The organism is Candidatus Poriferisodalis sp., assembly GCF_965198245.1.
GTDB lineage: Bacteria > Actinomycetota > Acidimicrobiia > Acidimicrobiales > Poriferisodalaceae > Poriferisodalis.
The window spans coordinates 2,715,810-2,729,236 of sequence record NZ_OZ240249.1 but is presented as its reverse complement, the minus strand read 5'-3'; the positions used below and the strand labels follow the sequence as shown (position 1 = coordinate 2,729,236).

Sequence of the window (13,427 nt, the reverse complement as noted above, 5' to 3'; positions counted from 1 at the left end):
GGTGCTCGAGCTGAGCCATCTGAACATCGGCATCAGCGATGGCGGTCGAGGCGTCGAACCGATCCTCACCGACATCGAGCTGACGGTCGAGGCCGGTCAGGCCGTCGGTCTGGTCGGTGAGACCGGGACGGGGAAGTCGCTGCTCGTGCAGACGATCGGTGGGCTGGTCGATCATCCCATCGTCGCCGAGGGAGCGATACGCCTCGACGGGCGCGACCTGCTGGCGATGGAGCTCGACGAGCGCCGCAAGATCCTCGGCCGCGAGCTGGCCATTCTCATGGGCGGCGGCCGCTCCCGGCTGAACCCCCTCGAGCGGGTTGGCAATCAGATCGCGAGGGTTGCCCTCGACCACGACGAGTCGCTCGACAGGAAGGACGCCTACGACAGGGCTGTCGAGCTCATCCGGCGCGTCGGCATCCCCGATCCCGAGATCCGGGCGCAGAGCTACCCTCATGAGCTCAGCGGCGGTATGTGTCAGCGCGTGGTCATCGCGATGTCGCTCGTGAACCGGCCTAGGTTCCTGGTCACCGACGACCCGACGACCGGCCTCGACGTCACCGTGGCCCGTCAGGTGCTCGACGACTTCAACTCGCTGATCGAAGATTCTGGACTCGGGCTGCTGATCGCGACCGGAGATCTGGGTATCGTCGCTCAGTACTGTGACCGTGTGGCCGTGCTGAGCGGAGGGCGGCTGACCGAGAATGCCGACGTGAAGACGTTCTTCGAGAATCCAGAGCACGAGTACAGCAAGCGCCTGCTCGAGGTGACAGAGCTTGACCGGGCGCGAGCGGCTGGTGACAAGGGAGGCGGCAATGGGTCCGGAGAGTGAGACGCCGCTCATCGAGATGCGAGGTCTGGTCAAGCACTTCCACATCCCTCACCAGGGCACGCTCGTCGCCGTCGACGACGTCAACCTCTCCATCGCCAAGGGCGAGACGCTGGGGCTGGTCGGGGAGTCCGGGTCCGGGAAGACCACGATCGGCCGTCTCATTCTCCGCCTGACCGAGCCGACCGCGGGCGAGGTGCTCTACAACGGAGAGCGGATCAGCGACCTCAAGGAGAAGGAGTTCCGGCGCTTACGGCCCAAGCTCCAGATGGTCTTTCAGGATCCGTTCCTGTCGCTCAACCCGCGTATGACCATGCGCAACATGCTGAGGGACGCGCTCCACGCGATGAAGCTCTCGCGCGCCGACCGAGCGCGCCGCGTCGACGAGGTCCTGGAGATCGTACGGGTGCCGCCCGGGCTCGTCGATGCACACCCCGAAGCGCTCACGACGAGCCAACAGCAGCGGTTCGCGGTCGCACGAGCGCTCATGATGGAGCCCGACCTGATCGTGCTCGACGAGCCCGTCTCCAACCTCGACGTCGTCGGTCGCGGCGAGATCCTCGGGCTGCTTCACGAGCTCCAGGATCGGCTCGACGTCTCTTATCTCTTCATCTCCCACGACCTGACCGCCGTCCGGAGCGTGAGCAAGCGCATCGCCGTGATGTACCTCGGGCGCATCGTCGAGGTCGAGGAGACCGACGCCCTGTTCGCCCGTCCGCTCCATCCGTACACCCGCTCGCTGCTGGGCGCCGTGCTGTACCCGGACCCAAACGCGGCCGCGCCGACCTACGAGCTGAGCGGCGAGATCCCGAGCCCCATCAACCTCCCGATCGGCTGCCCCCTGTTCTCCCGCTGCCCGGCAGCAGAGATGGAGTGCTCGGGGTGGGAGCCGCAACTCCTCGAGATCTCTGTCAACTCGAGCACCCGCCCGGTCGCCTGTCGCCGGGCCGAGGAGATGCTTCGCGCCGGCTCCGTGTGACGGCAGGAGGTTGGCCACGTGCCAGACATCGTGCTCACGGAGAAGTCAGGTCAAATCGTGACGATCACGTTGCATCGTCCCGAGGTGCTGAATGCCCTGAGCCTCGAGGCGCTCACTGGGCTCAACGAAGCCCTCGCTGCTGCTGACCACGACGCCGACGTGCGGGCCGTCGTCCTCGCTGGCAGCGGCAACGCGTTCACCGGTGGCTGGGATCTCCACGAGGCGGTGTCGCTCGACGAGTCACGGCTCAGCGACGCGATCGACGCCTTTCAGGCCATCACGCGCACCCTGAGGCACATCGGGACGCCCGTCATCGCCGCCATCGACGGGTATGCGATCGGCGGCGGAGTCGAGATGATCTGCGCATGCGACCTCCGCATTGCATCGCACCGCTCCAGCTTCGGATGCCCCGAGGTGAGCATCGGCGTGACGATGACCAATGGCGCGGCCTCCCTCCTCGCTCGAGTCGTCGGCGAGGGCAATGCACGGGAGATCGTCCTGCTGGGCGACGTGATCGACGCCGCCGAGGCACACCGCATCGGTCTCGTGAACCGGGTCGTCGACTCGGGCTCGCTCCTCGACACCGCCAACGAGATGGCCGGGCGGATTGCCAGCCGGGCGCCGCTGGCCGTGCAGCTCTCGAAGCGCCTCATGGACCAGATGCAGCAGGACGAGCTCGAGCGAGCGCTCGAGCTCGAGACCGAGACCATTCACCGCGCGCTGGCGACCAACGACGCCCGAGAGGGCATCACCGCGTTCGTCGAGAAGCGACCAGCTCGCTTCGAGGGCCGCTGACGGGGCGAGCGTCCGGTCCAAGAGCTCGCCCGACCCGTCAGGCGTGGATGGGCGGCACCTTGTCGCTCCATGGCTGGGCCCGTTCGATCTGCGCTGCCAGCCGGAACAGCAGGGAATCGTTGGCGTGCTTGGCGATGAACTGCACGCCGCAGGGCAAGCCCTCGGTGCTCCAATGAAGCGGCAGTGACATGGCGGGCAGACCGCTGACATTGTGCGGGAGCGTGAAGACAATCTCCGGAATCAGTAGCTCGAACTGATAGTGATCGAAGCTCAGGGTCATGTCGTAGTAGCCGACCCTGTGCGGCGGGTTGGGCATTGTCGGCGTGATCACCACGTCATAGGGCAGGCAGTCCTTGGCGATGGTCCAGCCGAAGGCGTGCATCGCCTCGATGTCGTCGACGAGCGCTGCTGCGCTCATCTGCTCGCCGCGCTCGACCATCTCTTGAATCACATTGCCGAGCTCGTCCTGCCGTGGCGCACGCCCGACTCTCCTCGTTGTATCACGGAGGAGGCCGGCCGTCGCCGCGCAGGCCATGCGCGAGAAGACCTCGCTGAGGGAGTCGAAGTCGAAGCTGTATTCCGCCTCCTCGACGTCGTGGCCGAGCGAGCTGCACAGCTCTGCCGCGTTGTGGGCGCCTTCGACGCAATCAGGATGGACGGGCTTACCGTTTGCGGCCTTCGTGATGATCGCGATTCTGAGCCGCCCGGGATCTCTGCCGACCTCGTCCAGGAACGGAAGCTCGGGCCGCGGCAGTGAGTACACATCGCCAGGCGTCGAATACTGGGTCAGGTCGTGATAGGCCGCCTGGTCTCGCACACTCAACGACACACAGCCGTCGACGACGCAGCCGTACCACGGCGCCGCTTGGAGCGGGGCCAACGTCGTGCCACCACGCGATTGCTTGAGTCCGACCAGGCCGTTGTTGGAGGCCGGGATGCGGGTCGAGCCGCCGCCGTCGCTGGCGGTGGCCAGGGGCACGACGCGGGCGGCTACGGCAGCACCCGAGCCGCCGCTGGAGCCACCTGGCGTGTGGTCGCGATTCCATGGATTGCGCGCCGGCGGATAGATGGGCGGCTCGGACGCGGCGCAGTAACCGAGCTCAGGCGTCACTGTCTTGGCGAGCCGGATGAAGCCACCCTCGGCGATGCGCTCGGCGATCACGCTGTCTTCTTCGGCGACGACATCCTGGAGGTAACGGCAGCCGCCCGTCAGAGGCAGTCCTTCGTAGCTGATGCCCAGATCCTTGAGCAGCAGGGGCACGCCGATAAAGGGCCCGTCCGGCAGCGGGCCACTGGCTGACTCCCGGGCTGCGTCGTAGTTCTTGAACATCACGCAGTTGAGCTCGGGGTTGACGCGCTCGATCCTCTCAATCGCCGCGTCTACCAGCTCGATCGGCTTGATCTCCTTGCGCCTGACAAGGTCGGCCAGAGCCAATGCGTCGTACTGCCCTACGTCGATCGCCATTTCCTCATCCCCCTCGTTGCCGCGCGGGCTCCCTGACTCGGAGTCTGGCATCAATGAGCAGCCTCGGTTCCGAGGACCACTCACGCCAGAGGCAGGCCACTAGATTGATCGCGTGCCAGATGTCACTGCTCAGTGGGAGCACGCTGTCCGGGAGGCTGCGATCGCTGAGGCGTGGTGGATCCCGATGAAACACGGCGGAGCTGCCGTGCTGCACCACGAGGGCTACGACGCGACCCTCGCCTCGATGGCTTACGTCAAGCTCGTGGCCGTGCTCGACGCCTGGGCGGAGTCAGCCGAGCCGATAGAAGCGGCCCGTCGGCGTCGCGACGAGCTCGTGCACGGGCCATCGCCGACACCCAGCTCGTGGGACGAGTACAAGCAGACGATCGCCACGCTCGCGCCCGAGCTCCACCGACTCGGTCTGCTCACCAGGGTCACCCCGGAATACGAGGTGACGTTCCGTCGAGACCAGCTCACCTTGAACAAGGAGCCCACCGAGCCCGACGTCCTCTTCGAGCGACAGTGGAACCTCGATGTCCACGAGGGTGATGCCATCGTTGAGCACCACGAATGGACCGAGCGGATCCTGAAGAGCGACCGAGTTGCTCCCGCGCCCGGCCTCATCATGAGGCCGGTCACGGACCCCGGCTCCGCGTCTTGACGAGAGGCTGGCTCCTACGAGCGGCTACGCCATGCGCTGCTCGACCCAGCCCTTGTCGTACGGTGTGTTGAACGCGACGTTCAGCTTGCTCAGCGAGAAGCGCCACTTCCCGTCTTCTTTGCGGTATTCCTCGTCGTAGGTCGCAGCAAACCAGCGGGCTTCACCTTCGACCGTGCACGGCTGGAAGAGGTAGACACTTCCCGTTGCCGTATCGGCAAACGGTTCGACGTTGACGGTGTGCCCCAGCACATTATGAAGGGCAAACTGGAAGACGTCTTCTTGTCCGGTGAAGAGCTCTCGGATCGTCTCCCGACCTTCATGCCGACCGAACTCACCGGTGTCGAAGACCCCGTCTTCCGTGTAGCACTCGGCAATACGATCCTGGTCGTAGCCATCATCACATGCCTGGGCGTACTCGATCTTGAGGCGGCGAATCGCCTCAATGTTTTCCAGTACGTCGACACGCTCTTCAAGAGTCGCCACGATGGATTCCCTTCTCTCTTGTTCCGCTAGAACCGACCGATCACATTTCGTAGATGCCCGTTGACTCGAAGGCGTGGGCAGCGCGCAGCACTGTCGCTTCGTCGAAGTGCTTCCCGACGAGCATCAATCCGACCGGGAGCCCGTCGTGCTTTCCGCACGGAACACTGATTGCCGGATGACCCGTGAGATCGAACGGAGACGTGTTGTTGCCCATCGTCCAGCCGGTAGCGAAGAGCTCCTCGATCGTCGGGTCCGCGATGTGCTTCATGGCGACGCCCTCCGGCGCGCACGTGGGCATGACGAGCAAGTCGACCTCTTCGAGAGCTCTGTCGTACGCGGCCCTGAGAGCGGGCCGCTGGTTCTGCGCCATCGCGTAGAACTGCCCGTTGTACCGGTCCATCATGTAGTGGCCGTGGATGAGCAGGTACTGGGCGGTCGCCGAGAGACAGTGGGCCTTGGTCTTGAAGCCCCGCCCGAAGTGCTCCATGGCGGCCATCGGGTAGTAGCCATTCCAGCCCGTACCGAACCCGTTGCACAGGAACATCTGGATGAACGTGCCCTCGGCGAACATACCGAGGAAGACCGGGAAGCCGTCGAGGTGAGATGGCACCGAGATATCGATCATGTTGGCGCCGAGGCTGTCGAAGTTCGAGATCGCCGATCTGACGACCTCGTCGACGTCCTGCGAGCCTCCCTCCCACCCGAAGCCCTCGCTCATCACGCCGATCGTGAGATCGCTGATGTCGCCGATCAAGGCCTCGGTGTAGGGCTGGACCACGACATCGTCCCGTTGCCGCGGGTCCATCGGGTCGCGGCCGGCGATCGCCTCGAGCAAGAGCGCGACGTCGTGTGTCGACCGGGCCATGGGTCCGAGATGGTCGACGGTCATCTCGATGCCGAAGGCGCCCGTATAGGGGACGAGCCCATAAGTCGGCTTCAGCCCGTAGCAGCCGCTCCAGGACGAAGGCATTCGTATCGAGCCCCCCTGGTCACCACCGATGGCCATGTCGCAATCACCGTTCACGAGGAGGGCGGCACACCCACTCGACGAACCGGCGGTCGCGTACTCGGGGTTGTGCGGGTTCAGCACCGGCCCGGTCGCCGCTGAGTTCGAGCCACCAGTGACACAGAGGTTCTCGCACACCGCCTTGCCGACGATCTCGCCCCCCGCGTCGAGGATCCGTGTCACCACGGTGGCGTCGATATCGGGAACGAAGCCATCGAGCAGGGCCGAGCCGTTCATCATGGGAACGCCCGCCACGCAGACGGCGTCTTTTATGGCGACGGTCTTGCCAGCGAGGATTCCCTCCGGAGCGCCCTTGACCGAGCACCGCCAGTACCAGGCGTTGTACGGGTTCTCCTCGGGTGGCGGTCTATAGCCAGGCGTGCGGGGGTACTTCACATCTGGCCTTACCTCCGGTAGCTCTCTCAAGCGAGAGTAGGCGGGCACGGCCCCCGCGATGACTCCCGCGTGCGACTCGGCTTGATCTGCCGTGAGTGTTATCCCGTAGGCGGCGGCGATCTCGCGCACCTCATCAGCCGTCGGCGGGACGAAGTTGTTGTTGGCCGTCAGTGACTCTGACATGGCGCCCCCCTCCGCTCGGAGAGGAGGAGGTTAGCACATTCCCGACCGGCTTCGCTCTAGTATGGCACCCGGTGCGTTACGGCGATTATGCCCTCGATCCTGGAGACCTGATCAGTCGCCCAGAGATTCATGAGGCCTTCGGCAGCCAACCCCTGGGTTCGGTTAGCCCTTCGGCAACTACGCCAGCAATTCTCTTGTTTAGCGACACGGATGCCGAGCCATTTCGGAAATATATGGACGGGTGGAAGCGGAGTGATAACAACGAACTGTTCTTCCACTTTGTCGGCGAAGGACCCCACGGTGATCAACGTATGGTCCGGGGAAATCTAGCAATTAATCATCATGTGGCCGAGGGCATAAGTCTCGAATTATTCGATCGAGGGCGGGAACTGTGGCGCTTCCAGGGGACGTTCCGGTTCGTCGACAGCTACGAAGCCGATGCGCCCGACGCCACGGCAGCAGAGTTGCGCACCGTGATCGTCTTCCGGCTGGAGGGCATCGACGCACTCGAGCCCGATCCAATGGCTGCGTCGGCGGCGGCCCCGGACCACCTGGTCGTCGAGCAGGTGCCGGTTCACGATCGCAGCACGGAGTCCGAAGCTCAGTGGGCCGGTCGTCCTCGACCCACGTCCGAGAACATTGCCAGCGATCTCGTGCACACCTACGCGAGCTTCGTCAGACGGCAGGGAGGTCAGCCGATTCGCCTCAGGAGTCATCCGCCGGGGGAGGTCGGTCGCGTCATCGCGGATGTGTACGACCCCGACCAGGGGCTGCTTGTCGTGGCGAAGGGCACGACCTCGCGGGAGGCCATACGAGCTGGCATCGGCCAGCTGCTCGATTGCCGACGCTTCACCGACGGCGACCCGCGGCTCGCCCTGCTCCTCCCCCTCGAGCCGCGAGCCGATCTCGTGGCGCTTCTCCACAGTGTGGACGTGACTGCGATCGTCCCCGACGGGCAGGGCTATCGGGAGATCGCGCCCCGGCTCGGGTGGTGAGGCCAGTACTCCGAAGATCTCCCCGAGTTCCCAGATCGATAGCTGGTCATCGGGCCGGATTTCTCCGCCAACTTGCTCGAAGTCGACGTGTCGCTGACCGCGGAGGGCACAGAGATGATCATTCATCCGATGTCGCTGCGTGCCACCCACAGATGCTGCTGGAACGTTGAGCGCCGAGCAGATCTACGGTGACACGAAGTCGGGTAGGCCGATCACCGAGGAGCTCATCGAACATCTCGCGGATGAAGCCGAACGCAGCTACGACGCCGACGAGTTCCTCGCTAGCCGAGGCAAGCCCGGTCGCTTCGCCTCGACCGTGACCTGAAAAGACGTCGTGCGCCTTCCTGAGGACGAAGGAGTGCCCGTGTCAGCAGTGATCCGCTAGGCACTCAGACACCACCTGGAAGCGAGCTGAAGCCGGGCCGCCCCGCCGGTTCCGGGCGCCGGCTCGCTCTCATGCCGAGGCGCCGATCTGTGCGGCAGCCCACCTCTATGACCGCGTGTTCGGTGTGCACGATCGGCACGTGAGCCCCCATTAGGAGGTCCCGTGGAGCGATTAGCCCAGTGCGTTTGCGGCGAGGCGAGCGGCCTGTTCGACCTATTCAAGGGGGCTGTCGGCTCCAATGATGTGGAGCGCGGTCACCGGTCGGCACGACAAGCTGACCAGATCCCTCCGCGCGCAGACCGTCTCAGTCTCAGGGGCCGAGCTTCTCAATCGATCGACCTGATGTTGAGGCAGCCCTCATGCTCTAGCAGGTGGACTTCTTCATTGCGACCGTTGTGGGCAGCAAACTGAACCTGCAGGCTACGGCCGATCGGCCCGCTCGAGTCGATCGGAACGACCCGGGTGAGAGCGGGTTGAAGGGTCGGGGGTGGTGTGCGCTGGTTGTGCCGACCAGGTCGCAGTTGGCCGACCCGAGCTCGGGCTGAGTCATCGAGCGCTCAGAGCTGATGGCCGGTGGATGCAATGCTTGGGGTCGGGACCACGATCGAGGCCCTCTTGACCGACATCGCCAGACATCAGCTCTCCAGCCGCGGTGAGGCGCTGGTCGCCAACCGCCCGCTGCCCCCGTTCATCGACGAGCATTTCGCCCGGGCGGAGGACGCCTGGGATCTTGTGACCAACCCTGACGGGTACGTGTCGATGTGTCTTGCTGAAAACAAGTTGGTGTGGGATCTCCTCGAACCGAAGATGGCGGCCAGCCGTGATGTTCCAGGCCGGGTCATCGGCTATGACGCGATGGTCGGGGCGCTGTCATTTCGCGAGGCGTTGGCACAGTTCCTCGGAGACCGGCTGTTCGGCAGGTCGATCGAGCCCGAGCACGTCATCGCGCTGGCGGGTTCGGGAAGCGTGCTCGAGACGTTGTTTTATGCCATCGCCAACCCGGGCGACGGCATCCTCGTCCCCACCCCGAGCTACACGGGGTTCTGGCCCGACCTCGAGACGCGCGATGAGCTTCAGGTCGTGCCAGTGCACACCACCAGCGCCACGTCGTTCCAGCTCACTGCCGATGTCCTCGACGAGGCGCTAGACGCGGCCGCTGTGCCGGTCAAGGCACTGCTCTTCACCTCGCCAGACAATCCGCAGGGGCGTGTGTATGAGGCTGATCAGATCAACGACATCCTCACCTGGGCCGAACGGCGCCAGATCCATGTCGTGCTCGATGAGCTGTACGCCTTCTCGGTTCATGGTGATCGGGAGTTCGTCAGCGGGGCGGCGCTGCGCCCGGCCCTCGGAGAGCTGATCCACCTCGTGTGGGCCTTCAGCAAGGACTTCGCCGTCAGCGGATTGCGGTGCGGCGTGCTGGTTTCGGAGAACGCCGGCGTCCTGGGCGCGGTCGGCGGGCTGGCGTATTGGTCGGCGGTCTCCGGCGATACGCAGTACCTGCTGGAACAGCTCATCTCCGATCGAGGATGGGTGGCGGGCTTTGTTGCCGAGAACGAGCGACGCCTCAGAGAGGCGTACCGCCGGACCGTCGAGGCACTCGACACCGCATGCATTCCCTACTTCCCAGCCCAAGGAGGCTTCTTCCTCCTCTGTGACCTGCGCCCTTTCATGGACACCGTGACGTGGGAGGCCGAAGCGGGCTTGTGGACCCGGCTCCTCGAGGAAGCGAACGTCAACCTCACCCCGGGCGCCGACTGCCACATCGGCGAACCGGGATTCATGCGGCTGTGCTTTGCCGGCATCCCGACCGATGGGGTCGTAGCCGGGATCGAGCGCCTCGGACGCCTCCTGGACGGGGGCGGGATCTAACGAGTAACGAGGGTGCTGGCCCTCAACCGGCAGAGTCGAGCGGGTCGAGAACCCACGATCAGTGACCGAGGGGATCGGGCCAGACAACTCTCGAGTGCCAGAGGGGCATATCTGCGGCCCTCATACTCGAGAACATGGCTGCGCCCTGTGCCTGACAACTCTCGGTGAAGAACCCCCGTGCGGACTCTGGATCGACCCATTCGGGAAGTGCCGGCGGCCCTCGATGCCCTGTGGGCGATCTTCCAGGCCGCCGCCACCGCCCTGCCGGACGCAACCAACGGTGGCAGCGGGGTCGTCACCGACGTGGTGATGGACCACGAGACCTTCCAGCGGGAGCTCGCCAAGCTGGCCGGCGGGCACGTGGGCCGCCGTGACCCCAACGACGACAGCTACCGGTGCCAGACGCGCAACGGCACCCCCATCGACACAACCGAAGCGACCATCGCAGGCATCCAGGGTCACGTGCGGAGGGTCGTCGTCGGCTCTGACGGCGTTGTCATCGACCTGGGGCGCAAACAGCGACTGTTCACTGGTCGGCCCGCCTGGCGGTGCTGTTGCAGAGCGACGAGTGCATCTGGCCGAGCTGTCATGTCCGGCGACTCGGTGCCAGGCCGATCACACCAAACCGGCCGCTGTCGGCGGGTGTACGTGCCCCGGCAACGGGGCACCCCTGTGTGGGCGACAGAACCGACTCAAACAACACGGCTACAACACGTGGCGAGACCCCACCGGCTCGTGGCACACCTACCGGCCCGACGGCACCGAGATCTGACCCGGCCAGAGGTGGTGGACTGGGCGCCATAATCCACGCATTCGTGGCGTTCAAGCGGCGGCCCGACCTCGACCTCGAGGCCTTCCGCATCCACTGGCAGACGACCCATAGGGAAGTGCTCTGCGCCTTGCCGGGCGTGCAGGAGTACTGGCAGTACCCGACGCTCGACTCGGGCTACCGTAAACACGAGCCGACCTACGACGGTGTCGCCGAGGTGCGACTCGGACCCTGATCCTGACCACCGACCATGTGGTGGTCGACGGCGAGATACCGGCCCATGGCGTCAGCTGGCGTTCGTGAAGAGCCTCCCGGGCACGTCGCCACGACGGGGTCGCCCAGACCTGGTTCGACGACCTGACGCCATGAGAGCAAACGTCGGCTCACCGGAGCTGGCCCGGGTCCGAGACGACGAGCCCGACTTCCTCATCCAGGACCAGCTCGTGATGGCCATCGCGACGCCGCTGCAAATGGCCTAGGACTCTCCGACGAAGCGCTCTGCTTCCCAGCCCTTCTCGTAGGGCGAGAAGAAGGAGACCTCGATCCGTGTCGCGGCGATCTTCCAGTCGTCGCCGACCCGCCGATACCCGTCCAGGTAGGTCGCCGCGAGCCAGACCGCCCCCGCGTTGGCGTCGGTGCATGGCTGGAAGAGCAGCCACTGCCCGTTCGCCTCGTCGCCCTCGACCTCGATGATGGGGTTCATGACCTGGTGACGGGCGAGGGTCATGATCTCGGCCGCTCCCTTGAAGAACTCCCGGATCTCTTCCCGGCCGTTCAGGCTCGGGAACGACGGGCTGCCGTCCCAGGTGCCGTCCTCGGTGTAGAGGCCGGCGATTCCGTCGGCGTCGTAGTCGTCATCGCAGTAGGCGCAATAGCGTGCTTTCAGTTGCTTGATGGCCTCGATGTCCTCGAGCCGTTGCAGCCTCGCTTCGATGTCACTCGAACTCATGATGCTCCTCTCCCTCTCATGCCAGAAGTGGTCACAAGGCCGGCTGCCAGTCACCAGCGGCGACCAGATCGGAAGCCTGGGGCAGGACCTCGCGTCCGACTCGATCGATCTGCTCCCGGAGCTCGGAGAGCTCACCCGATGGGACGTCCATCAAACAGACGGCCAGTGAGTACCCGGCCTTGGCGAAGCCTTCGAGGTCCTCGAGGACCTGCTCGGCCGAGCCCGTGCAGATCATCCTGGGGCTGGCGGTGGCGAGAGCGTCGCTGGCATCGGTCACGTGCATCGTCGTGGCAGCGGCCATCGTGAACGTCTCGTGGGCCCGGCCGACCTGGTCGAGCTCGTCCCGGATGACGTCGTTCAGGGCGTCGTATCTGTTCGGCTCGGAGTACGGATCGAGGAACAGTGGATAGAAGCCATCACAATGGCGCGCTGCCCGCCGGGCGCCCGTGGCGGCCACCCCGCCGTACAGGATGGGTGGTCGGGGCTGCTGTACCGGTTTGGGATCCATCGAGAGGTTCTCGAACCTGAAGTGCTCACCTTCGAAGGCCACGACGTCGTCCGTCCAGCTGCGCTTGTAGATCTCGATGGACTCGATCGTGCGACGGCCACGTTCTGCGAAGTCGATACCCAGCGCGTCGTACTCCTCGGCCATCCAGCCCGCCCCGACACCGAGGATCAGGCGGCCGTTGGACAGGATGTCCACCGTCGCGAACTGCCGGGCGTCGCTCAGCGGGTTCCTGTACGGGGCGATCAGCACACTCGTGCCGAGCCTCAGTCGGGTCGTCACCGTGGCCACTGCACCCATGACCACCGCTGCGTCGAGCATCTCGTGACGGGGCTCGTACGCTCGCTCTCGAGACTCGTTGGCGACGTGCGCGCTCTCGCTCGCCATCGGCATACAGACGTGATCGGGAAACCACATCGAGTGGAAGCCGGCCCGTTCTGCGTCCTGGGCGACGCTCGTGGGATCCAGCAACGTTGCTGGCATGCTCCGCGCGAACAGGTTGATCTCGTCCCGATAGCCCAAGCCGTGCGTGTGCCCGTAGAGACCGATCTGCATCTTGCCCTCCCCTGCTAGCCCACGATCTCACCGTCGACCATGGCGATCACGTCGATCTCGATCATCAGCTCGGGCATCGCCAGCGCACTTACCTCGACGATCGTGTCGGCCGGGTAAGGGGGCGTGAACCACCGCTCACGGAGCTCCAGGATCTTGTCGTAGTAGCCCATGTCCGTCAGATAGATGGTCACCTTGATGATCTGATCGAGGCTCGACCCAGCGCTGCTGAGAACCCACTCGATGTTCTTGAACGCCTGCTCCGCCTGGGCGTCGAAGTCATCGACGCTCACGGGCTCGGCCCCGTCGGGGGTGACGCCCGGGAGCCCGGAGAGATAGACGAGGTCGCCGACCCGGTAGCCAGCGGCCAGATTGAACCGGGCGAAGGGGTCGGGGTCGGTGATGATTCGGTGGGCTTGAACCTTGGCCATGGGACTCCTCAGGTGAAGGGTCCGTGCTCCGCTGCAGGAAGAAGTCTTGCTCGTTCCCAGTCAAGAGACTATACTGGAAATAATCCCGGCGGATCGCGCGAAAACGCGGGTGACCCGAAGGAGGTCCCGATGACCCGCTCATCAGTCGGCACTGACCGACATTTCCAGAATCCCC

15 protein-coding genes are annotated in these 13,427 nt (G+C 65.0%); 9 read left to right on the top strand and 6 right to left on the bottom strand.

Going from position 1 to position 13,427, the window contains the following annotated elements:
- Nucleotide 1: 1 nt before the first annotated feature.
- From ACOCMM_RS12295 to ACOCMM_RS12285, 3 genes are read left to right on the top strand one after another with little or no spacing between them, the layout of a single operon-like run.
- A complete protein-coding gene (locus ACOCMM_RS12295) occupies nucleotides 2-829 on the top strand; it encodes an ATP-binding cassette domain-containing protein (RefSeq protein WP_419553433.1) in 828 nt (275 codons plus the stop codon).
- Nucleotides 813-1,805: an oligopeptide/dipeptide ABC transporter ATP-binding protein gene (locus ACOCMM_RS12290; RefSeq protein WP_419553432.1), complete on the top strand. Its 993-nt coding sequence runs from the start codon at nucleotides 813-815 to the stop codon at nucleotides 1,803-1,805. Before ACOCMM_RS12295 ends, ACOCMM_RS12290 begins: the two co-directional genes overlap by 17 nt.
- An 18-nt stretch (nucleotides 1,806-1,823) precedes the next feature.
- Nucleotides 1,824-2,600: an enoyl-CoA hydratase/isomerase family protein gene (locus ACOCMM_RS12285; RefSeq protein WP_419553431.1), complete on the top strand. Its 777-nt coding sequence runs from the start codon at nucleotides 1,824-1,826 to the stop codon at nucleotides 2,598-2,600.
- Nucleotides 2,601-2,637: 37 nt separating this feature from the next.
- Here the strand turns inward: ACOCMM_RS12285 and ACOCMM_RS12280 are convergent, their stop codons facing one another.
- Nucleotides 2,638-4,116 (bottom strand): amidase, encoded by a 1,479-nt coding sequence (locus tag ACOCMM_RS12280; RefSeq protein WP_419553430.1) that lies wholly within the window; start codon nucleotides 4,114-4,116, stop codon nucleotides 2,638-2,640.
- A gap of 61 nt (nucleotides 4,117-4,177) precedes the next feature.
- On the opposite strand from ACOCMM_RS12280, the gene ACOCMM_RS12275 reads away from it, so the two are divergent.
- Entirely contained in the window at nucleotides 4,178-4,726 is a 549-nt protein-coding gene (locus tag ACOCMM_RS12275; protein WP_419553429.1) for a hypothetical protein, read from the top strand.
- Between the two features lie 24 nt (nucleotides 4,727-4,750).
- Here ACOCMM_RS12275 and ACOCMM_RS12270 read toward each other — a convergent pair whose 3' ends face one another.
- Nucleotides 4,751-5,209: a nuclear transport factor 2 family protein gene (locus ACOCMM_RS12270; RefSeq protein WP_419553428.1), complete on the bottom strand. Its 459-nt coding sequence runs from the start codon at nucleotides 5,207-5,209 to the stop codon at nucleotides 4,751-4,753.
- A gap of 40 nt (nucleotides 5,210-5,249) precedes the next feature.
- Entirely contained in the window at nucleotides 5,250-6,794 is a 1,545-nt protein-coding gene (locus tag ACOCMM_RS12265; protein WP_419553427.1) for an amidase, read from the bottom strand.
- Nucleotides 6,795-6,865: 71 nt separating this feature from the next.
- Between ACOCMM_RS12265 and ACOCMM_RS12260 the strand changes: the two genes are divergently transcribed.
- From ACOCMM_RS12260 to ACOCMM_RS12240, 5 genes are all read left to right on the top strand, one after another.
- Nucleotides 6,866-7,789, top strand: coding sequence for a hypothetical protein (locus ACOCMM_RS12260; protein ID WP_419553426.1), 924 nt, complete (start codon nucleotides 6,866-6,868; stop codon nucleotides 7,787-7,789).
- Nucleotides 7,790-7,928: 139 nt separating this feature from the next.
- The gene (locus ACOCMM_RS12255) at nucleotides 7,929-8,114 is read left to right on the top strand and encodes a hypothetical protein (protein ID WP_419553425.1); all 186 of its coding nucleotides are present in this window, start codon (nucleotides 7,929-7,931) and stop codon (nucleotides 8,112-8,114) included.
- Nucleotides 8,115-8,756: 642 nt separating this feature from the next.
- On the top strand, nucleotides 8,757-10,046 hold the full coding sequence (locus tag ACOCMM_RS12250) for an aminotransferase class I/II-fold pyridoxal phosphate-dependent enzyme (RefSeq protein WP_419554873.1): 1,290 nt from the start codon (nucleotides 8,757-8,759) through the stop codon (nucleotides 10,044-10,046).
- A gap of 177 nt (nucleotides 10,047-10,223) precedes the next feature.
- The gene (locus ACOCMM_RS12245) at nucleotides 10,224-10,850 is read left to right on the top strand and encodes a hypothetical protein (RefSeq protein ID WP_419553424.1); all 627 of its coding nucleotides are present in this window, start codon (nucleotides 10,224-10,226) and stop codon (nucleotides 10,848-10,850) included.
- A gap of 11 nt (nucleotides 10,851-10,861) precedes the next feature.
- Entirely contained in the window at nucleotides 10,862-11,050 is a 189-nt protein-coding gene (locus ACOCMM_RS12240) for an EthD domain-containing protein (protein ID WP_419553423.1), read from the top strand.
- Between the two features lie 240 nt (nucleotides 11,051-11,290).
- On the opposite strand, the gene ACOCMM_RS12235 is transcribed toward ACOCMM_RS12240, so the two are convergent.
- From ACOCMM_RS12235 to ACOCMM_RS12225, 3 genes are read right to left on the bottom strand one after another with little or no spacing between them, the layout of a single operon-like run.
- Complete coding sequence (locus ACOCMM_RS12235) at nucleotides 11,291-11,764, bottom strand: nuclear transport factor 2 family protein (protein ID WP_419553422.1); 474 nt, start codon at nucleotides 11,762-11,764, stop codon at nucleotides 11,291-11,293.
- 31 nt (nucleotides 11,765-11,795) lie between these two features.
- On the bottom strand, nucleotides 11,796-12,824 hold the full coding sequence (locus tag ACOCMM_RS12230) for a TIGR03619 family F420-dependent LLM class oxidoreductase (protein WP_419553421.1): 1,029 nt from the start codon (nucleotides 12,822-12,824) through the stop codon (nucleotides 11,796-11,798).
- A gap of 14 nt (nucleotides 12,825-12,838) precedes the next feature.
- Entirely contained in the window at nucleotides 12,839-13,252 is a 414-nt protein-coding gene (locus ACOCMM_RS12225; RefSeq protein WP_419553420.1) for a RidA family protein, read from the bottom strand.
- Between the last annotated feature and the right edge of the window lie 175 nt (nucleotides 13,253-13,427).